The following is a 19949-nucleotide window of genomic DNA, read 5'->3' as shown; positions in this document are numbered from 1 at the left end:
TGAAACTGAACGGGAAATTTTGGCATTCATGCTAGAAAATGAAGAGTTCGTTGCGGAGTCAACGATCAACTCTCTGGCACATAAAACGTATACTTCGACCAGCTCAATTATCCGCCTGACGAAGAAGCTGAACTTCTCCGGATTTGCCGAGTTGAAGTACTTCATTAAGTCCTCTCTGAACCGCAGCGAACCCTTCAACCCGCGGTTCATTGAGAGCGGCCGCGAAGATATTCAGCGCACCTACGACTACCTCGAGCACATGGAACTGAGCGGACTGCTCAAGCGCATCCATGAGGCTCGTACTGTGTACTGCTTCGGTACCGGCTACGCTCAGCGCAATGCGGTGCAGGAATTTACCAAGTCCATGCAGGTTTGCGGTAAGTTCTGCCAGGTCATCCCGGCACGCAATGAGTTCGAAAGCGCCATGAACAATATGACCCAGGACGACGTGGTCATCATTGTGTCCTTCTCCGGCCAGACCGAGAACATGCGCGAACACATTAAGATGCTGGCGCTGCGCCGCATCCCCATGATTGCGGTGACCGCCATTGGTGTGAACTATATGTCCTCGCACGCCGAGTACTCCCTGCACTACCAGACCACCCCCACCCACATCAGCACCCAGCGCAAGCCCTACTACTCCTTCGTTGCGCTGTCGGTGCTACTGGACTACATCGTGCGCCGCTACATTGAATTCGTTGAGAATGAGCGCCGCGAATCCCTGCAGGACCAGGTGGACGACGCCCTCAACGCTGGGGACGAAACCGACGCCTGACAAGGTATTATTGTGCCCACCTGCTCCTTCACTCACTCCTCCTGAATCCGACCGAATCCCGCCTGAGACCATCTGAAAGAGACACCCTGTGACCGCAATTTTCGCGCTCATCGAAAACACCGAGAAGATGCGTAAGTACCTGTTCTGGTACCTCATGATTATCCCTGCGCTGCTACTGCTGTGGATTGCTCTGGGCGCAGCGAACTCCCAGATGGATTTCCAAGCCGCCCTGAAGATTCCCTTCTTCACCGTGGCGTTCCTGAACGCCTGCCTCAGCCTGCTGCTGGGCGGCACCCTCAAGTTCGCGGGCGCAGAGAACGAACGCACCGAACGAGCCTACGCCCTGTACCTGACCATTCTGCTGGTCATCATCGGTAACCTGCCCGGCGCAATCCTGAGCTTCTTCCTCTTCCGCTCCCTGCGCTTCGGCAACCTGGAAGGCGAGCTGGCGCCCAAGTACCGTTGGGCGCTTCTGCCTGCCCTGGTCTTCTACGTACTGGTGACCGTAGTGCTGCTCGTCGCCAACATCGCAATGTGGTCGAAGTAAGCACCCGGCGTATTAAGCGCACAGGAGCATTGAGCATACGGGCGTGCGCTGATACCCGCCCCGCTTGAAGCACAGCATGAGGCACACCGGGCAGAGGACCCCGGAAGAACCACCATCTTCGGTGTGTACGCGCAAACGTACACCGCATTGACCCACAAGGACACTCACGACGTGAACCAGATTCCCGAGCCTACCGACGCGCAATACGCACCCGGCACCCCGGCTGATACTGCTCAGCCCGCCGCAGCAGCCGCGACCTCAGCAGAGGAAACCCACGAAGTAGCCGACGAAATCAACATCGCCGAGCTGCCCGCACACCTGAACCCCGCCCACGAGGACTTTGACCCCTCGGCGGGGCTTGAACGCTGGGCGGAACAGATGGACGTCTACACCGGTCCCGACGCGATGCTCGACTTCAATCAGGTCGACTACGTGCACATCGACCTGTCGGAGGCGAACCCCTCCGGCCTGGCGCAGCTGCTCGCCGGACGTAAGACCCGCCTCTCCACGATTCTGCGCGACAAGTCGCAGCTGGAGGCGGGCATGCGCTCCGCACGCACCCTGCGCACCAAGATTTACGAACTCGCCACCGACCACGGCCTGGACTCCGGCTACTTCGTGGCGGGTACCGCCTCCTGGCTGTCGCACGACACCCGCGAGGACGCCGCCGCCTACGAGAAGCGCTTCATCGCGCCAATCCTCATGGCGCCGCTGAGCATCACCCCGCACCCGAAGGATGACGACTTCGAGCTGCGCCTCGCCGGTTCCGCGCGTCTGAACCCTGCGATGGTCCGCCAGATCAAGCAGGAGTACGGCATCGACCTGGGCACCATGGACGTGGCGCAGCTGGCGAACTCCATGTCCCGTCTGGACCCCGAGCCGGTCATTGAGCGTATGCGCGCCTCCGCCGGTCGTATTCCCGGCATGACCATCGAGTCGAAGTACTTCATCTCCACCTTTGCTGACCTGAAGGAAAGCCTGGGCGAGCTGCCGCACACCGCCATCACCCCGCTGGTTCGTGACCTGGCGGCGTTGAAGGTGCCCGGCGTGAAGCCGCGTGAGCTCAACGCACACAATCTGCAGCAGCCTCTGGATCAGCGCGACCCGGCAGAGGAAATGCTCCTGCTGGACGCTGACGCCAACGCTCAGGAGATTATCGACACCGCGGTGAGCGGTTTCTCCTTCACTATCACTGCGGCACCCGGCACCGAGCCGCTGCGCACCGCCGTGAACATTGCTTCTGCACTGATGGGGCGCGGTAAGTCCGTGCTCGTTGTGGGCGAGAAGCGCTCCACCCTTGCCGAGTTCTCTGCGCTACTCAAGCGCACCGGCATTGAGAGCCTGCGCTACGACCTGCTTGCCGAACACGATTCTGAGGCTCAGCGCGCCGAATTCATTCGCGCGATTGTGCGCAACGAGAGTGCCGAAGAGCCGAACTCTGAGGACCTGAACGAAGAGCTCGTCGCGACCCGCGCCGCGCTGCTCGACCACACCCGTGCCCTGCTGAACAAGGACTCGAACTGGCAGATTTCCGTCTACTCGGCGCTGCAGCGTCTGGCTGAGCTGACCGCCTCCGAGGACGGCCCGGCAACCCGCGTGCGTTTTGACCGCCCCATGCTCGATTCGCTCATGGAGCGTGAGCAGGTGCGTGCTGAGCTGGTACGCCTGGGCGAGATTGACGGTTTTGCGTCGGCCTCGCGTACCTCCCCGTGGTACCGTGCCCGCCTGGTCAATGACGAGGAAGCCGCTGAGGCGTACGCCCTGGTCATTACCCTCAAGTCCTCCCTGCTGAACCTGCGTGAGGCGATGAACCAGACCAGCGCCATGCTGGGTCTGCGCCGCGGCCGCACCATCTCTGAGTGGGAGTCGCAGCTGGCGATTCTGATGCGCATCCGCGAGACGCTCAAGCGTTTCCGCGCGGATGTCTACGACCGCCCGGTGACCGACCTGATTGCTGCGACCGCTTCGGGCGCGTGGCGCCGTGAGAACGGCATCGAGATGAGCAGTATGCAGCGTTCCCGCCTGCGCCGCGCGGCTAAGGAGTACATCCTGCCCGGCGTGAATATCGGTGACCTGCACGAGCAGCTGAAGATTGTTCAGGCGGAGCGTGCCGAGTGGATTCGCCACATTGAGGCGCCCCGCACCCCGCAGATTCCGGAGAACCTGGATCAGCTGGCTGCAGCCCTGAACTCCCTGGTGTCTGAGCTGGCGGGTCTGGGCATTGTTCTGACGGACACCATCGAGGGCACCGACTTCGTGCGCACCGACCTGGATGCTCTGGATGCGCGCCTGGACGCCCTCATGGCGGACCGTGTGCTGCTCATGACCCTGCCTGAGCGTGACGCCCTGACCCAGAAGCTGCGTGAACGCGGCCTGTCGGAGCTGCTCGATGACCTGTACGCGCGTCAGGTTCCGACCGAGGTTGTTTCCGCTGAGCTGGAGCTTGCCTGGTGGCAGTCTGCCCTGGAGTTCTTGCTGCAGCATCACGAGGGTAAGCTGCTGGATGGCGACCGCCTGCGCGATACGGAGTCCCGTTTCCGCCGTGCCGACTACGCCCACATGACCAGCGCCCCGGCGCGTCTGCTGGCGAAGATTGCGCGCGTATGGACCGAGCGTATTGAATCCGAGCACGACCAGGCGGCGTACCTGAAGAGCCAGCTGCGCGGCTACGAGTTCGTGCTCGAGGAACTGCTGACTCACGCCCCGGTCATGGCGCGTACCCTGCTACCGCTGTGGACTGCGAGCCCCTTCGCCCTGGCGCGTAAGGTTCCCGCCTCCATGCGTTTTGATACGGTGCTGCTACTGGATTCTGAATCGACCCCGCTGGCAGCGAACCTGCCGGCGATTACCCGCGCCGACCAGGTGATTGCGCTGGGCGACCCGCACTCGGGTTACCCCTCACCGTTCATCGTGTCCGCGCCGACTTTCGGTGCGCCCGAGCCGACCGACGAGCAGCTGGACAGCACCTTCGACGTGCTCGCTACCGTACTGCCCAACCGCACCCTGGCGATGCTGCACCGCAGCATGGACCCGGTGATTCTGGACTACCTGAACCGTGAATTCTACGGTTCGCAGCTGCATGCGGCTCCGGTGAGCCGCGCCTCCTCTCAGCCTGCCGGCTCTCTGACCGTTGAGTACATTGATACTCGCGGCAAGGTCAGCGATAACGCGAACCTGGATTCGCCCGGTGTTGAGGTGGAGCGCGTCACGAACCTGGTGCTCGAGCATGCGTACCGCACCCCGGACCGTTCGCTGGCGGTTGTGACGGCTAGCCCGAAGCACGCTCAGCGTGTGGCTGAGTCGGTGCGTCACGCCCTGAGCCTGTACCCGCAGCTGGCGCCGTTCTTTGCCGCCGGTGAGGAGTCGTTCCGCGTGGTCGACCTGACCCGTGCCGAGACCCTCGAGCGCGATACCGTGATTTTCTCCTTGGGTGTGGGCCGTGCCCGCCTGGGCCAGGCGTCGTACGATTTGGGGCAGCTGTCTGCTGAGCATGGTCGTCAGGGCTTTGTGGTGGCGTTGACTCGTGCCCGCCGTGCCCTGCGTATCGTTTCGTGCATTGACCCGTCGGAGCTGGATCCGCAGAAGCTGCATCATGGCGCGGTAGATTTCTACCACCTGTTGCGTGAGCATGCGGAACGTCAGGCGCGTGAAGAGGTGGAGGCGAAGGCACAGCGCGTACCCGAGACCCTGCCGCGTAACGCGTTCTTGGCGGCTGACGATGCGGACACCCCGGATCTGGGCGACTGGCTGCTCAACGATTTGGTGGCGCGCCTGCAGGCTCACGGTGTGCGTGTGACCCGCGGTGAGGGCGACATCGCTCTGATCGCGCACGCCCCGGAGAAGCTGGCTGCTGAGCCGGTGCCCGCGCTGGGTGTGGCTCCCGTGGTCTCTTCGAACCCGAGCGTTCCGGCGGCTATGCCGCTGGTGGCGTGCTCCGATGGCGAGCCGAACTATGCGCGCGCTTCGGTGCGTGAGCGTACCCGCCTGCTGCCGGAGCGTCTGAGCCGCACGGGCTGGAACTACATCACCCTGGGCACCCTGGAGGTGTTCGCCGATCCGGATGCTGTGGTGGCGCGCGTGCTGCACTACCTGGATATGGATGAGGGCGCTGAGGTTCGTGGCTAGTTATTCGTCAACGCCGAAGCCTCGCCGCGGGCACCGCCGTGTGAGCGGCGGCGGCTCGGTGAGCGGGGCTGAGCCTCTGCTGGTGGGTGTGACTACGCCTCCGGTTGTGGCTTCGGGTACCTCGTCTGCCGTGGGTGCTTCCGTGCAGAAGGCTGGTACCAAGAAAGCGGCTACTTCCGCGCAGCCTCTAACCCCGGAGGAGCGTGAGCGTCTGGAATGGATGCGTCAGCAGCGTCCTCCGCACTGGGGTAACAATATCGTGTAGTGTCTTCCCGCGGGGGAGTGCTTCTTAAACGCCGAGGGGCGGGGCAACCTGTGTTGCCCCGCCCCTCGTTTTGGCTGGTGTGGAACCCCGTTTAGGAGTTGCCCTTGTCGGTGCTGTAGAAGCCGGAACCCTTGAAGGTCACGCCGACGGTGTTGTAGCGCTTGCGCAGGGTTTCTTCGCCGCACTGCGGGCAGACGCGCAGTGCATCGTCGCTAAAGGACTGGCGCTGCTCAAAGACGTGGTTGCAATTCTTGCACTGGTAAACGTAGACCGGCATTTTGTCCTTCTGTATCCGTTTTCGCTGGGATGGTTTATTAACGTGGTTTGAGTGTACCGCTTTTGAAACGTTGGGAGCTATTTGCGTTTTCTTCTCAAAAAGCTATTTCTGGTTTCTTTTTGCCTTTTTCCTGGGTGATTTTGTGGGTGTGTCCCGCATATCTTTGTGCTTTTGCATAAAGATTCGGGGTGTCAATCAGGGGTGAAGCGGGTACGAGAGAATTGGGTACTTTTAGACCTGCTAACGGGTGCGGTAGATACCCTGCTCGGTGAGGATGACCGGCAGAATAGCATCCCACTGGTCGTAGGGGACAGCCTCGTAGATTTCGTCGCTGAAGACGATACCGATGCTCTGCTCCTCCAGCTGCTGGTCGCTGAGCAGGGGGATAATGCGGTCATAGTAGCCGCCTCCCTGACCGAGGCGGTGCCCGCCGGCGTCAAAGGCGAGTGCGGGGATGAGGCGCAGGTCGGCATCAACGAAAGCTTGCGAGTCCTGCTCTTCACCTTCGGGTTCCGGGATACCCATGGGGCTGAGCGGGTGCTCAACGGTGGGGTCCCAGTGCACCCAGGCGAGTTTGCGACCGGGGCGTACGACGGGTACGAGGATGCGGTGTCCGTCCTTGTGCAGGCGGGTTAGCGCCTCGATGATGGGCGGTTCGGACTTGGTGGGCAGGTACGCCGCGATGATACCGGGGGAGTGGACCCGCTGTGCGACTGCTTCGAGGATGTGTGCGGTGAAGAGCTCCTCCATCTGCTGCTGGCCGTGTTCGCCGCGGTGGCTGCGTGCGGTGAGGCGGCGCGGGCGGATTTGGGAGCGGAGAATGTCTTTGTCTAGGGAGATATCGTCTGCGCTGGCACCGGCGTCAGAGTTGCTGGTGGCGGGGGTGGTGTTGAGGTGCATGGTGTGTCCCATCGTCGTTGCGGGTTGCGGGTGAAGGGGGAGCGTCCCGTAGAGGGAAGGGAGATGTGTTATTCCCGGGCTGAGAGGTATCCGCGAGTAAGGACGAAAACATCCTTGTAGGCTACGAAAATACCCGATTCTGCCGGGGCTGTAGATTCCACTTTTTAGTATAGGGTTTGAGAAAAATAGCGCTGAGTTCTGCGGGGCGCATTTTCTTTGCACGTCGAAGAATGTACTTGCGCGGATATGCAGTTAGTCACGTTGAAGATTTTTTCATGTCATAGTCGCGATAAATCGCCTTAAGTACTTTACAACTTAGGGTATTCTTGTGGCATGGCTACTGAAATTAAGTCTGTTACTAAGGCAGTTATTCCTGCTGCTGGTCTGGGCACCCGATTCCTGCCCGCAACGAAGGCAACCCCCAAGGAAATGCTCCCCGTCGTTGATCGCCCCGCGATTCAGTACGTGGTGGAGGAAGCAATCCGTGCCGGTCTGAACGACGTTCTGATGATTACCGGCCGTAACAAGCGTGCTCTCGAGGATCACTTCGACCGCGTTCCCGTTCTGGAGCAGCAGCTCGCTGAGCAGGGTAAGGACGCCCTGCTAGCATCTGTTGTTGAGACCAATGAGCTCGGTGGCGACCTGCACTACGTGCGTCAGGGTGACCCCAAGGGCCTGGGGCACGCTGTTCTGCGCGCAAAGCGCCACGTTGGTGACGAGGCATTCGCTGTTCTGCTCGGCGATGACCTGATTGACGAGAAGGAAGACCTGCTCTCCCGCATGGTGGAGGTTCAGGAGCGCACCGGCGGCTCCGTCGTTGCCCTGATGGAGGTTCCTCGCGAGGCTATTTCCGCTTACGGCGCAGCTGCTATTGAGGCTGTTGAGGGCGAAGACGGTTTCGTGAAGATCACCGGCCTGGTTGAGAAGCCTGCTGCTGATGAGGCTCCCTCGAACTACGCTGTGATTGGCCGTTACGTTCTGAGCTCGAAGGTCTTCGAGGTTCTGGAGAACACCGCTCCGGGCCGCGGCGGCGAGATTCAGCTGACCGACGCTCTGCAGACCCTGGCTCAGGGCGAGGGTGAAGGCGAAGGCGTCTACGGTGTGGTCTTCTCCGGCCGCCGTTTCGACACCGGTGACAAGCTGTCTTACCTGAAGGCAAACGTTATTCTTGCTGCTGAGCGTCCCGAGTTCGGTGACGACCTGCGCGCATGGCTGAAGGACTTTGTTGCAGAGAACTGCTAATTACTCTGCATCCGCTCTCTGATGAGGGCAACCGATAAATACCAACCACGCTGAGGAAGGCGTTCTTTCCGGTGGGGCGTTTTAGCCCCCATGGGAGGGCGCCTTCCTTTGCGTCGTTCGTGTCCGTTATGCGTGTGGCGTGCTGCTGGGTGAGGGTCCAGAGTGTGTCTTGTGCAGGGACGCGACGACGTCGTAGTGCGCATATTCCTTCTGGGGTATATGCGCATATCCAGCCCGATTCTTGCCGCTTATGGAAAGCATCGGGAATATAAGGGTATGATTAAAGTCTAGGGATAAAGGGACGATAGAGGGCGACCTGATATGACGCTGTTGAACACCTCGGGTGTGTTGGTAATTCTGACCGTGATTTTGCTGCTGTGGTTTGTGCCCAGGAGCCTGCGTCGCGCGCCCGCTGGTCCTTCCGTGGAGCCCGAGCGTCCCCTGATCAGTGCCGAGCGTACCGCGGAGGATATTCTCGCCTCTGCCGGCGTGCTGCTGAATGAGTCGGAGGCGTACCAGTCTTCCGATCACGCGGTGGCGCCGGGTACTTCCTTGCCCTCTTCCGCTCTTCCCCAGGCTTCTTCCCGTTCCTCCCACGCTGTAGAGGATGCCGTTCAGCCTGCCCCGGATACGGCTTCTATTTCGCAGATTCGCGATTCTTCCCCGACTGCTCCCTACACCGATGAAATTCCGGTGGTGGAGGAGCCGAAGCCCTCGCCGCTGTCCTACTTTGATACCTCGAGCCCGAGCGGTATCGCCCTGCTGGTTGCGGCTGGTCTGGGCGTGCTTGCCCTGGTGACCGGTCTTCTGGCGCTCTTTGGCGTTCTGGCGTGGGGTTGGGCTGTTCTCTTCCTGATTCTTGCCGGCGGTGCATGGGCTGTAAGCCGTTTTGGTCTGCTGGAGTCTGTCTCTAACCAGGTCAAGGCGAGCCGCGATGAGCGCCGCGCCAAGGCAGAAGCAGAAGATGCCGAGGGTACTGACGCTGAGGCGTATGAAGAGTCCGACGGCGAAGAAGCTTACGATGACGCTTCCGAGTCGGTAGAAGACTCGACTGCCGAGGGTGCAGATTCTGAAGCTACTGAAGAGCCTGAGCCTGAGGCTCGCCCCGCAACCCGTGAGGCCGCTACCCGCAAGCCTGCGCGCGGTGTGAACCGTGAGGCGGCGCGCCCGAGCCGCGCGCACATTGCGGTGGACTCCTCTGAAGAGGCACACCAGGCAGAAGCAGCTCAGGCAGAAGCGCCTGTAGCATCTGAATCTTCTCACGCAGGTCGTCCCGTACCTGCCCGTTCTGCCCGCCCGGTGGAGGCGCCCGCGGGTCACCGTCAGGAGCGCCGCCAGCAGCGTCCGAGCCGCTTCCAGCCGATTCGCCGCGGAAGCGTGCTCTTTGACCAGGAGAGCGGTTCTGCTGCTTCCTCCACTGCACCGCGTACTGCGGCACAGCCTCAGCAGGTAGTACAGGCTCCGGTAGCTCCGAGCCAGCCCGTACAGTCCCAGCCTGTTCAGCCCCAGCGCATTCAGTCCGTGCCGTCTGCGCAGCCCGCTCAGCCTGCACAGTCCGCTCAGGCACCTGTTGCTCCTACTCAGCCGGTAGCACCTCAGCCCGCGCAACCTGCTCCTGTTCAGCAGGCTCCCGCACAGCAGTCGGCTATTCAGCCGGCTCAGTCGGTGGCTCGCCAGGCTCTGCGTGACGGTTCGCCCGTCCGCCAGGCACCTGCTGCTCAGGCTCCCGCGCATCAGGCTCCTGCTGCTCAGCCGATTCCCGAAGAGATTCCTCTGCCGGACGTCCTGGATGATTCCGAGTTCGATGCTCTGGATATTGCGTCCCTGAACGACCCGGCGCTCTCGACCGGTGCTACGGCGAGCGGTGGTGTTCGTTCGATGAACCGTCACCCCGGTGCTGGCTCCTCCTTTGAGGCAGTGAGCAACACCTGGAACCCGGTTCAGCTGCCCAAGCCGCTGAGCGCTCTGCACCGCCAGGACAAGAACCAGGGTAAGAAGTAGACCCTGCTCTAGATGTGAATAAAACCCCGACAGTTCACACTGTCGGGGTTTTTGCATGCCTGGGGGGGGGGAGCAGTTAAAAAGAAAAGGAACCCCGTCCATGGGGTTCCTTTTCCAGCATCACACACAGGAAGAAAGTCTTCTAGACCGATTAGGAAGGCCTTCCCACAAGGCCTGCCCTATTCGGTAATAAAAATATAACCTAATTCCTTTGGGTGTTACAAACCGAAAATAGCGACATTTCGTCAATAAACTAAGGCTGACCTAAGTGAAATCCGCGCCATTGCAGGCGAAACGGGGCGATACCCTTCCATGAAAAAAGTTTAAAAAAATTTTTGAGCCCCTCCGGTACCTGAACAAGAAGCCTCGAAGCGGGTCAATATTGCTGGTCCGTGAGAGAATATCCGGGTGAAAGAATGGTTTAACACACTTCCGTTTGAGGTTGCCCTACTCTTCATGTGGGTGGTCGGCATTGTCCGCACCAGCATCGTCTACGCCCTCGGAGCGCTTGCCGCTGAGGGTGGCTCCCGCCTCGCCCGCATCCGCAACGCGATGAACAGCCCGCTCTACCGCAAGGCCCGCGCCTTCATCAACCGGTGGGGCGTTATCGCCGTGCCCCTCTGCTTTTTGACCGTGGGCCTGCAGACCGCCGTCATCATCACGACCGGCTTCACGAAAATGCCGCTGCGCCGCTGGGTGCCCGCCATGCTCGCCGGAACCTTCATGTGGGCGTGCATCTACACCAGCTTCGGTTTTGCGCTGCTTGCCGCGCTCGGCCTGGAACCGTGGATGTTCCCCGTCGCCCTCGCCGTTGTGGTTACGGTACTGGTGGTCGCCGCCCAGATCCGCGAACGCCGTATTAACCGCGAACCCGTTGAGGACGTTGCCGAGCACTAACCCTCTTAGCCTCAACCTCTCTTAACCTCAGCCTCTCTCCGCGAACGGGGGAGGGGACCTCTCTTTCACCGCAGGGCACAGCGCCCCAGCAGCACCGCCCCTACCGTCACGGGATGGGTGTTTACCGACCTTAATGCCCGCTCCTAATCTGTGCTAGCGTGGAGGGATGACTTCTACCGCATCCTCCACCGCAGGTACTCCCGAAGAGCAGCCCCTCAACGAGCCTGCTCTCACCGAACCCAACGCCGAGTTGAGCGCGCCCGAAAACACTACCGGCGAGGTAGAGAACGAAGCGCCCGCCGAGGCACCCACCCGCGTGTACCTGCACCCCGAGCAGCTGGCAATGATTCAGACTCCGGAGGCTCTGCCCGTACCCGTGCTGCAGCGTTCTATGCTGCGCATCAGCTACGTGCCCGCGATTATGCCCGGCAAGTGGTTCAACCGCTGGCATGAGCGTTACGGCGACCGCGTGCAGCTGGCGGAGGTGCCCGTGCGTGAGGCGCGCGGCCTGGACTCCCTACACCAGGATTTGTGCCTGATTGATCCTGCCCCTGAATCGGCGGCAGAAGGAGAAAATACTGCTGAGGCGCCCGCTGAGGATAGCGCTGAGGCTACCGAGCACGCACCCATCGAGCGTAAGGACGTGCCCGAGAATCCCTTCGCGCACATGAGCATTGTGCGCCCCGACCGCGAACCGGCAAGCACCGACGGCGAGAAGTACCACAGCATCCGCCTCTACGAGGAGCTACCCGTGGTCATTCTGCCCGTGGACCACGTGCTCACCGTGCTCGACGAGGTGCCCGTGGAGGAGCTTGCCGAGGAGTTCCTGCTGCAGCCTGCCTCCGATATTCCCGCCTATGAGGAAGTTTCCCGCGCATGGCGTGAGAGCGCTGGCCGCATCGTGCCCGAGGGCCTGACCGATAAGGAAACCATCGAGCTGGTTGCCGCCGGTGTGGGTCTGTACATTGTGCCCATGTCCATCGCGCGTTTCTACCACCGCAAGGACCTCACCTACCGCCCCGTTGCGGGTCTGGACACCTACCCGGTGCACCTGGTGTGGCCGCGCGCCCCCAAGGGTGAGCCGCGCAGCGAAGAGCTTGAAGCGCTCCTGCAGGACTTCATCGGTATTGTGCGCGGACGCACCGCAACCAGCGACCGCGGCAGCGAAACCCGACAGGCACGTGCTGAACGCGTCGCCGCCGAAAAGGCGAAGGCGAAAGCGAAGGCACGAGCCGCCAACGCACGCCGCGAAGCACGCGATAAGAAACGTGCCAACGCCAAGAAAAACGGCAACGCACGCCAGCACGCTCGACAGTCCGCCAAAGCCGCCAGCGCACGCCGCGGCAAGAAACGCTAAAGAACGATAGACGGTAAAATCAAACCATGGCATTAGCAATGGAAACTCGACCCGCAGCCTACGCAGTCATCATTGAGCAGGGCAAGCTGCTCATGACCCGTTGGGTGCCCGAAGACCGCGCGCTCAGCCCCCTCTGGTCCCTGCCCGGTGGCGGCATGGAACCCGGTGAACAGGCTGACGAAACCGCGCTGAGGGAAACCCTCGAAGAGACCGGCTACAGCGTCGCCATTGAAGATATTCTGGGCGTGCACGCCGGGCACTTCCCCGTGCGTTCGACCCAGAAGGACCCGCAGGCGCTGCCTTTCTGCGCCCTGCGGGTGGTTTTCCGCGCCCACATTGTCACCGGCGAACTGCGCCACGAGGTTAACGGCTCCTCCGACACGGCACGCTGGGTGCCCATCGCAGAGCTGGATACCATCCGCTACGGCACTCTCATCGATGAGGTCGCCTCCATGATGGGCTACTCCAACGCCGCAAGCTGGGCACGCGAATACCGCGAATTTCTTGCCGACGAGAACGCACGGAAGCTCCCCTAATGAACCGACTGACCATCACCCGTCGTGCGGCGCTCACCTCCCTGGCGCTCATGCCGATTCTTGCCGCCTGCGGTAGCAACGACACGACCCCGCACGTGGACCCCTCCGCGTCCAGCTACGGCACCCTGCGCATCGGTTACGGTGCCCTGCGTGAGATGCGCGCCGTAGCGCACGTGTACGCGCGCGCCCTGCGCCAGGTCGGCTACACCGTCGAACTGGTTGACACCGACAACAGCCGCGCCGCCGCCCTGCGTGGGCTCATGGTGCCTTCGGCGAACTCAGCCACCCCCACCGCAACCCTGCCCGACGACGAGGAAACCGGTACCGCCGCCACCGCGGAAGCACTGGACCTGGTGATTGACTACAGCGGCGACCTGCTGCTCTACCTGACCGACGACGGAAAAATCAGCCCCGCCGCCGCCCAGAACGAACGCATCGCCGCCTCCGTGAGTGCCTCTGCGGCCGCCGCAGGTGTGACCCTGCCGCCCGCGCCCACCGTCACCCCCACCGCGGAGGAGAGCGCCGCCTCCGCGCATGCTGAGGACGCAACCGCGAGCCCCACCGCAAGCTCCACCCGCTCCGCAGACCCCATTAACCTGCGCGCCATGAGCACCACCGACATGACCAACGCCATCTCGCGCATCCTGCCCGAAGAGCTCATGCTCCTTAACGGCGCTAACGCCACCAACAAGGATGTACTGGTCACCACCCGCGCCGTGAGCGCCCGCCACAAGCTCAACTCCCTCGCGAACCTGCGCGAGGTGCAGTCTTCCCTGGCGTTCTCCATTCCGACCGGGTACTCCAGCGGCACCTACGGCGTGGATTCCCTGCGTAGCCTCTACCGCTACCGCGTGCACGACCCGAAGATTCAGGAAGACCCCGCCGAGCGCGTCAACGCCCTCACCGCAGACACCGTGCAGGTGACCCTGCTGCACAGCTGCGACTCGGCAATTGACGATAACCGCCTGGTCACCCTGGAAGACCCCTCAACGGCACTTTTGCAGCAACAGCTGGTGCCCATTATCCGTCGTACCCTGCCAGATAGCGCCCGTACGGCGATTAACCGCGTATCATCTACATTAGACACGGGTAACCTCTCGTTCCTGTTGCGTCTGACTAGCGGTTCCAACCCCATCGCAGATGATGACGCAGCACAATTCATTTTGGATCACCCTAGAAAGTAAATCATCATGACGAAGTACCGTCAGTCCTCAAAGTTGAGCAACGTCCTGTACGACATCCGCGGCCCCATTCTGGACGAGGCCAATCGCATGGAGGCGATGGGTCACCGCATCCTCAAACTGAACATTGGTAACCCCGCACCCTTCGGCTTTGAGGCGCCGGATGCCATCATGATGGATATCATTCGTCACCTGCCCGAAACCCAGGGCTACTCCGATTCCCGCGGCCTCTACTCGGCACGTACCGCCATTGTGCAGCACTACCAGAACCGCGGCATCATGAACCTCGACACCGACTCCATCTACCTGGGTAACGGTGTGTCTGAGCTGATCCCGATGACCCTGCAGGCGCTCTGCGAGACCGGCGACGAAATCCTGGTCCCCATGCCCGACTACCCGCTGTGGACCGCATCCACCGCGCTGGTGGGCGGCAAGCCCGTGCACTACCTGTGCGACGAGGAAAACAACTGGTACCCGGACATCGAAGACATCAAGTCGAAGATTACCGAGCGCACCAAGGGCATCGTGGTTATTAACCCGAACAACCCCACCGGTGCCGTCTACCCGCGCTCGATTCTGAAGCAGATTGTGGACCTGGCACGCGAGCACGGCCTGGTCGTGTTCTCCGATGAAATCTACGAAAAGATCACCTACGACGGTGCTGAAGCCATCAACATGGCAACCCTCACCGGCGACGACGTGCTCTGCCTGACCTTCTCCGGCCTGTCCAAGGCATACCGCGTGTGCGGTTACCGTGCCGGCTGGGTCGCTATCACCGGCCCCAAGAAGGATGCAGCAAGCTACCTGGAAGGCATTCACCTGCTCGCCTCGATGCGTCTGTGCTCCAACGTTCCGGCACAGCACGCAATCCAGACCGCGCTCGGCGGCTACCAGTCCATTAACGAGCTGATTGTTCCCGGTGGCCGCCTGTACGAGCAGCGCACCCTGGCGCACAAGATGCTCAACGAGATTGACGGCATCAGCTGCACCAGCGCGGACGGCGCGCTCTACCTGTTCCCGAAGATTGATATTGAGCGCTTCGACATTACCGACGACGAGCAGTTCGCCCTGGACCTGTTGAAGAGCCAGAAGATTCTCTTCAGCCACGGCCGCGCGTTCAACTGGAAGGACCCGGACCACTTCCGCTTGGTGTTCCTGCCCGATACTCAGACCCTCACCAGTGCACTGGAGCGTCTGGGTAACTTCATGGCTGACTACAAGCAGAAGCACTAGCGAGCTTTACGGCCGCCTCTGCTTTGTGAGAGACAGAAATAGCCTGCCCCGCAGTTCTGATGAGCTGCGGGGCAGGCTATTTTTAGCGGAGCGTGGATGCGCCCGGGCGATATGTGCCAGGGGGTGCTGGAAACGGCTTTAGTTTGCCGGGGTCTCCTGACCGCCCTGCTGTGCACCACGTGCCGCGTTCAGGCGCTCCTGCGCGCCCTGCAACCACGCCTCGCAGCGGGCGGCAAGCGCCTCGCCACGCTCCCACAGTGCGATGGAGGTTTCTAGGTCGCTGGCGCCCGACTCGAGCTGGCGCACGACCTGCTCCAGTTCGGCGCGTGCCTGCTCGTAGCCGAGGGTTTCGACGGGTGCGCCCAGCTCGGCGCTGTTGAAGCTAATGTTCTCGCTCATTGAGGAACCTTTCAGGGGTAAAAAACTGGGGGTAAAACTTGAGGTGTTTGAGGTTTAGGAGATGTTCGAGGGATTCGTGAAGGTCACGGTCGCCTGCGCCGAACCTGCCGCCGCGCGTACCGTAATCTGCTCGCCCTCGCTCAGCGTCGAGGCGTCACGCACAATAGCGCCCGTGGCATCCTGAACGATGGAGTAGCCGCGGTTCAGCGTCTGCGCCGGCGATAGCGAACGCACCCGCGCCAACGTGTGCGACAGGGTAGCCGACTCACGCTCCAGGCGGTGCTGCACCGAACGGTGGGCGCGCTCGCGTAGCTGGCTCAGCTCCTCCACACGCATGAGCAGGGAGGACTCTGGGTGGGTGAGCACCGGGCGGCTACGCAGCTGCGCAATGTAGTTCATCTGCATGCCCACGTAGCCGAGCACCGCACGGTCCAGGCGGGCGCGCGCCTCGGTGATGCGGGCGGTTTCCTCCGAAATATCGGGCACAATGCGTTTACCCGCATCGGTCGGGGTGGAGGCGCGCAGATCGGCGACCGCATCCAGGATGGGGGAGTCAGCTTCGTGACCAATCGCCGAGACCACCGGGGTGGTGGCTGCCGCGACGGCGCGGATGAGCGCCTCCTCGGAGAAGGGGAGCAGGTCTTCGAAGGAGCCGCCGCCTCGGGCGATGACGATGACGTCCACCTCCGGGTGGGCGTCCAGCTCCGCGAGGGCGGCAATGACCTCAGCCGCCGCGCCTTCACCCTGAACGCGGGTGTTGCGCACCTCGAAGGTCACTCCGGGCCAGCGCAGGGAGGCGTTACGGATGACGTCCTTCTCCGCGTCAGAATCACGGCCGGTAATCAGACCGACCCTGTTCGGCAGCATGGGCAGCGGCTTCTTCCGCGCGTCAGAGAACAGCCCCTCGGCGGCGAGAGCCTCACGCAGACGTTGCAACTGCTCGTGCAGGTTGCCGGTGCCGACCGCGTACACTTCCTTGCCGATGAGGGAGAGCTTGCCGTTCTTCCACAGGCTCGGCTTGGCGCGGGTCACGATGCGAGCGCCTACGGTCACATCAGCCGCCAGACCGCTACCGGCACGCCCGAAGAGCGCGAGGGTGAAGGAGAAATCTTCGTTGAGGTCCTTGAGCTCCATGAAGACGTTGCCGCCGCGGCCGTTGAGGGAGGCGACCTGCGCCTCCACCCACAGCTCGGGAACCTTGTCTACGTAGTTTTTGAGGTTCTGCGCGAGCAGGGCGAGGGGCCAGGGGTTGGTGGCGGTGGTTTCCTGAGACTTCCCGGGAAGCTGCCGCTCGTGCACGGGCGGCACCACCAGTGCGGGTGCCGGCTGCCCTGCGGAGGGGTTGTAGAAGTTCATACCCTCTATTGTCCCTGATTGGTTGGTTATGCGCCCGCCCACAGGTCAGCCGGGGCGAATCGGGGAGCTTGCACGGAGTGCAGACGGAACTTAGCTACTGGCGCATTCGGCGGGTCTGAATCGGCTTTGAACAGTGTGAGCGGGTACCCTAGGCTCATGCGCTCACCCGATCAGTCAGCACATCAGAACAACGCCCTCAATACCGCCGCGGCTTCGTCTGCGGCGGGTACTGGCGCGCAGAACTACCCGGCGGATGCGACCCGAGTCGTGGACACCAGGATTACCCGCACGGACGGGTACCACAAGGGCGGTTACTACACAGCGGATGAAGACACCACCCTGCTGCAGCCCACGCGCACGCTCGGTCACGCCGCAGCCCCCACCAAAGCTGAGTTGCAGGCCGCCCCTGAGCCTCCCTTCGCGGCGGGTCTGCGCAGATTCCTGACCGTCGTGCTGTGCGCCCTGGCACTGGTGACCGGACTGGGTGCGACCGCGGGCGCCTGGGTGAACTCTAAGCTCATGTCAGAGCGTGGTTTCTCGCAGATTTCCTCCAACCTGGCGGAGGACTCGCAGCTCGCCTCGCGCATCGCTGACGGTGCGGTCGAAGACCTCATGAAGTCCGAGGCTATGACAACCTTCCTCGACGGCACCAAAGAAAGCGGCTTATACTCCATTCTTGTAAAGCCGACACAAGACGGCATACGTTCCATGCTCAACCGTTCCGCGGCTGAGCTGTCAAAAACTGAAGAATATCGAAGCCTCTGGAAGGAAATAGCCGAGGAAACTCGCCGCTACAACCTTGAGCACCAGGACGGTCCCGCCGTTATCGTGCTCACCCCCTTCTACCGTGCGCTGGACGCGAAGGTCGGCTCTATTGGCTCCTTCGACCCGGACCTGACGAAGCTCGGCCCTGAAACCCTCAACATTGACCGGGTGAAGGACGGTAGTAGCCAGGACCAGCAAGGCCAGCAGGAGTGGTTCCTGCACGCCGGCATTAACCGTGCCGCCGCGCTGGGCAAGTCCACCATGCCGCTGACCATCATTGCGGTGCTGAGCCTGCTGCTGGCTACGCTGCTGGCGCCCAGGCACCGCATCCTGGTGCCGGTGGTTACGGCTCTGCTCTACGCCCTGCTGGGTTGGGGCGCGGCAGCCTGGCTGAACGGTCAGAGCCCCGAATCCCTGGGAATTACCAGCCACAGCACCGCCGGAACGGCGCTGATTACCGGGGTATGGAACCAGCTCGCCCCGTCCCTGACAGGGCACCTGAAAGCGGCGGCAAGCTACGGGCTGGTCATGGCAATCCTCGCCCTACTGCTCGGTATTCTGATTCGCCTCATCGCCCTGGGACGTAGCTCTGCGAGCGGTGCCACAGTCATCACACACTAAAAGTCCGAACAACGTAGGATAGTAACCATGTCCACTGAAACTATTGCCCTGGGCCTGCCGCCCGTACCCCGCGAGCGCCGCAGCCGCGCCGACGTTGAAGCCGCCGCACCCGTCAACGGTGAGAAGAAGGTTCTGCTCGCCACCCCGCGCGGTTACTGCGCCGGCGTTGACCGTGCCGTGATTGCTGTCGAGAAGGCGCTGGAGCACTACGGTGCGCCCGTCTACGTGCGCAAGCAGATTGTTCACAACCGCCACGTGGTGGAAACCCTGGAAAAGCAGGGCGCAATCTTCGTTGATGAAGTGGACGAAGTTCCCGAAGGCTCCGTGACCGTGTTCTCGGCGCACGGCGTGTCCCCCGCAGTGGTTTCGGCTGCCGGTGAGCGCTCGCTGAACACCATCGATGCGACCTGCCCGCTGGTGAACAAGGTGCACCGCGAGGCTGTGCGCTTCGCCAAGCAGGACTACGACATTCTGCTCATCGGTCACACCGGCCACGAAGAGGTCGAAGGCACCGCAGGTGAGGCGCCCGAGCACATCCAGATCGTGAACTCGCCCGACGAGGTGGACCAGGTGACCGTCCGCAACCCGGAGAAGGTCGTCTGGATTTCTCAGACCACCCTGTCCGTGGATGAGACCCTGGAAACCGTGGCGCGTCTGCGTGAGCGTTTCCCGTCCCTGCAGGACCCGCCCTCGGATGACATCTGCTACGCAACCTCCAACCGCCAGGGCGCCATCAAGGAGATCGCTCCGCGCGCCGACCTGGTCATCGTGGTGGGTTCCGCGAACTCCTCGAACTCCGTGCGTCTGAAGGAAGTAGCCCTCGAATACGGTGCCAAGCGCGCCGAGCGTGTGGACTTCGCACACCAGGTCGACGAGTCCTGGTTTGAGGGTGTGGCAACCGTGGGCCTGACCTCCGGCGCGTCCGTGCCCGAGGTGCTGGTTCAGGAGGTGCTGGCACTGCTTGCCGAGTACGGCTACAGCACCATCGAAGAGGTCGAGACCGCGAAGGAAGACATCCTCTTCTCCCTGCCGAAGGAACTGCGTTCCGCCCTGAAGAATGACGAGAACGTAGGCCGCCAGCTCGGTGGCCGCGGCGCAAAGCCCACTCGCTAAAGGCTTGCTCAAGAGAGCTTAACAATCCCCGTATCTTCTCCCGCATGGGAGCGGATGCGGGGATTTTTGCGTCTGATGTGCGGGACGCGCGGGTAGGGCGCTTACGCCGCTTCGTGGTCACGCTGCGCGGGGGAGTGCCCCCCTCTGCGGCGCTGGGGCGCCTTGAGGACGGAGCCCCCGCTTCACGTGACCACCTCCGCTGCTGGGGTAGTGCCCCCCTCTGCGGCGCTCCAACAACGATTGACACTGGCGCCTTGAGGCCGGAGCCCCCGCTTCGCGCGACCGCCTCCGCTGCTGAAAATGCCTCGTCATACCGGCCCCTCCACGAACTCATGACATTTGTCATGTGCAGGTCATGA

Annotated in this window: 17 protein-coding genes; 13 read left to right on the top strand and 4 right to left on the bottom strand. The window is 62.2% G+C overall.

The features are described 5' to 3' along the window. Nucleotides 1–28 precede the first annotated feature (28 nt). From RWL87_RS00855 to RWL87_RS00840, 4 genes are all read left to right on the top strand, one after another. A complete protein-coding gene (locus RWL87_RS00855; RefSeq protein WP_246827250.1) occupies nt 29–775 on the top strand; it encodes a MurR/RpiR family transcriptional regulator in 747 nt (248 codons plus the stop codon). Between the two features lie 88 nt (nt 776–863). Next, nucleotides 864–1322: a cell shape determination protein CcmA gene (locus RWL87_RS00850; protein WP_070642894.1), complete on the top strand. Its 459-nt coding sequence runs from the start codon at nt 864–866 to the stop codon at nt 1320–1322. A gap of 123 nt (nt 1323–1445) precedes the next feature. Next, the gene (locus RWL87_RS00845) at nt 1446–5447 is read left to right on the top strand and encodes a DNA helicase (RefSeq protein ID WP_313968592.1); all 4002 of its coding nucleotides are present in this window, start codon (nt 1446–1448) and stop codon (nt 5445–5447) included. Continuing rightward, nucleotides 5440–5712 (top strand): hypothetical protein, encoded by a 273-nt coding sequence (locus tag RWL87_RS00840; RefSeq protein ID WP_141762262.1) that lies wholly within the window; start codon nt 5440–5442, stop codon nt 5710–5712. The genes RWL87_RS00845 and RWL87_RS00840 overlap by 8 nt, the downstream gene beginning before the upstream one ends. A gap of 91 nt (nt 5713–5803) precedes the next feature. Here the strand turns inward: RWL87_RS00840 and RWL87_RS00835 are convergent, their stop codons facing one another. Both RWL87_RS00835 and RWL87_RS00830 read right to left on the bottom strand, forming a co-directional pair. Continuing rightward, entirely contained in the window at nt 5804–5989 is a 186-nt protein-coding gene (locus RWL87_RS00835) for an FmdB family zinc ribbon protein (RefSeq protein WP_005505091.1), read from the bottom strand. Between the two features lie 240 nt (nt 5990–6229). Next, nucleotides 6230–6889 carry a 5-formyltetrahydrofolate cyclo-ligase gene (locus tag RWL87_RS00830; RefSeq protein WP_246827248.1) on the bottom strand — a complete coding sequence of 220 codons (660 nt, stop codon included), beginning with the start codon at nt 6887–6889 and terminating at the stop codon, nt 6230–6232. A gap of 333 nt (nt 6890–7222) precedes the next feature. On the opposite strand from RWL87_RS00830, the gene galU reads away from it, so the two are divergent. The 7 genes from galU (at nt 7223) to RWL87_RS00795 (ending at nt 15336) form a co-directional block, all read left to right on the top strand. Further along, a complete protein-coding gene (gene galU / locus RWL87_RS00825; RefSeq protein ID WP_070642885.1) occupies nt 7223–8131 on the top strand; it encodes a UTP--glucose-1-phosphate uridylyltransferase GalU in 909 nt (302 codons plus the stop codon). Nucleotides 8132–8452: 321 nt separating this feature from the next. After that, the gene (locus RWL87_RS00820) at nt 8453–10132 is read left to right on the top strand and encodes a hypothetical protein (RefSeq protein ID WP_313968591.1); all 1680 of its coding nucleotides are present in this window, start codon (nt 8453–8455) and stop codon (nt 10130–10132) included. Between the two features lie 408 nt (nt 10133–10540). Then, the gene (locus RWL87_RS00815; RefSeq protein WP_313968590.1) at nt 10541–11029 is read left to right on the top strand and encodes a hypothetical protein; all 489 of its coding nucleotides are present in this window, start codon (nt 10541–10543) and stop codon (nt 11027–11029) included. Nucleotides 11030–11195: 166 nt separating this feature from the next. Then, on the top strand, nt 11196–12386 hold the full coding sequence (locus tag RWL87_RS00810; RefSeq protein ID WP_313968589.1) for a LysR substrate-binding domain-containing protein: 1191 nt from the start codon (nt 11196–11198) through the stop codon (nt 12384–12386). 38 nt (nt 12387–12424) lie between these two features. Next, nucleotides 12425–12922 carry an NUDIX domain-containing protein gene (locus RWL87_RS00805; protein ID WP_044150240.1) on the top strand — a complete coding sequence of 166 codons (498 nt, stop codon included), beginning with the start codon at nt 12425–12427 and terminating at the stop codon, nt 12920–12922. Beyond that, a complete protein-coding gene (locus RWL87_RS00800; protein WP_313968588.1) occupies nt 12922–14106 on the top strand; it encodes a glycine betaine ABC transporter substrate-binding protein in 1185 nt (394 codons plus the stop codon). The genes RWL87_RS00805 and RWL87_RS00800 overlap by 1 nt, the downstream gene beginning before the upstream one ends. Before the next feature lie 6 nt (nt 14107–14112). Continuing rightward, entirely contained in the window at nt 14113–15336 is a 1224-nt protein-coding gene (locus RWL87_RS00795; RefSeq protein WP_294643817.1) for a pyridoxal phosphate-dependent aminotransferase, read from the top strand. A 138-nt stretch (nt 15337–15474) separates the two neighbouring features. Here the strand turns inward: RWL87_RS00795 and RWL87_RS00790 are convergent, their stop codons facing one another. Both RWL87_RS00790 and xseA read right to left on the bottom strand, forming a co-directional pair. After that, complete coding sequence (locus RWL87_RS00790; protein WP_313968587.1) at nt 15475–15735, bottom strand: exodeoxyribonuclease VII small subunit; 261 nt, start codon at nt 15733–15735, stop codon at nt 15475–15477. A gap of 54 nt (nt 15736–15789) precedes the next feature. Beyond that, nucleotides 15790–17091: an exodeoxyribonuclease VII large subunit gene (gene xseA, locus RWL87_RS00785; RefSeq protein WP_313968586.1), complete on the bottom strand. Its 1302-nt coding sequence runs from the start codon at nt 17089–17091 to the stop codon at nt 15790–15792. 156 nt (nt 17092–17247) lie between these two features. On the opposite strand from xseA, the gene RWL87_RS00780 reads away from it, so the two are divergent. Beyond that, a complete protein-coding gene (locus RWL87_RS00780) occupies nt 17248–18477 on the top strand; it encodes a dehydrogenase (protein ID WP_313968585.1) in 1230 nt (409 codons plus the stop codon). Between the two features lie 27 nt (nt 18478–18504). After that, nucleotides 18505–19590, top strand: coding sequence for a 4-hydroxy-3-methylbut-2-enyl diphosphate reductase (locus RWL87_RS00775; RefSeq protein ID WP_049341830.1), 1086 nt, complete (start codon nt 18505–18507; stop codon nt 19588–19590). Nucleotides 19591–19949 lie beyond the last annotated feature (359 nt).

The sequence above is a fragment of the uncultured Rothia sp. genome (genome assembly GCF_963555405.1).
In the GTDB taxonomy this organism is placed as follows: domain Bacteria; phylum Actinomycetota; class Actinomycetes; order Actinomycetales; family Micrococcaceae; genus Rothia.
The sequence above is the reverse complement of the archived record's forward strand: the minus strand, read 5'-3'. Positions and strand labels throughout refer to the sequence as shown.

What these genes read in the sequence shown, in the direction of transcription:
- RWL87_RS00855 (WP_246827250.1), top strand. Translation starts at nt 29, where the DNA reads ATGCTAGAAAATGAAGAGTTCGTTGCGGAGTCAACGATCAACTCTCTG.
- RWL87_RS00835 (WP_005505091.1), bottom strand. Translation starts at nt 5,989, where the DNA reads ATGCCGGTCTACGTTTACCAGTGCAAGAATTGCAACCACGTCTTTGAG.
- RWL87_RS00830 (WP_246827248.1), bottom strand. Translation starts at nt 6,889, where the DNA reads ATGCACCTCAACACCACCCCCGCCACCAGCAACTCTGACGCCGGTGCC.
- galU (WP_070642885.1), top strand. Translation starts at nt 7,223, where the DNA reads ATGGCTACTGAAATTAAGTCTGTTACTAAGGCAGTTATTCCTGCTGCT.
- RWL87_RS00820 (WP_313968591.1), top strand. Translation starts at nt 8,453, where the DNA reads ATGACGCTGTTGAACACCTCGGGTGTGTTGGTAATTCTGACCGTGATT.
- RWL87_RS00810 (WP_313968589.1), top strand. Translation starts at nt 11,196, where the DNA reads ATGACTTCTACCGCATCCTCCACCGCAGGTACTCCCGAAGAGCAGCCC.
- RWL87_RS00805 (WP_044150240.1), top strand. Translation starts at nt 12,425, where the DNA reads ATGGAAACTCGACCCGCAGCCTACGCAGTCATCATTGAGCAGGGCAAG.
- RWL87_RS00800 (WP_313968588.1), top strand. Translation starts at nt 12,922, where the DNA reads ATGAACCGACTGACCATCACCCGTCGTGCGGCGCTCACCTCCCTGGCG.
- RWL87_RS00795 (WP_294643817.1), top strand. Translation starts at nt 14,113, where the DNA reads ATGACGAAGTACCGTCAGTCCTCAAAGTTGAGCAACGTCCTGTACGAC.
- RWL87_RS00790 (WP_313968587.1), bottom strand. Translation starts at nt 15,735, where the DNA reads ATGAGCGAGAACATTAGCTTCAACAGCGCCGAGCTGGGCGCACCCGTC.
- xseA (WP_313968586.1), bottom strand. Translation starts at nt 17,091, where the DNA reads ATGAACTTCTACAACCCCTCCGCAGGGCAGCCGGCACCCGCACTGGTG.
- RWL87_RS00780 (WP_313968585.1), top strand. Translation starts at nt 17,248, where the DNA reads ATGCGCTCACCCGATCAGTCAGCACATCAGAACAACGCCCTCAATACC.
- RWL87_RS00775 (WP_049341830.1), top strand. Translation starts at nt 18,505, where the DNA reads ATGTCCACTGAAACTATTGCCCTGGGCCTGCCGCCCGTACCCCGCGAG.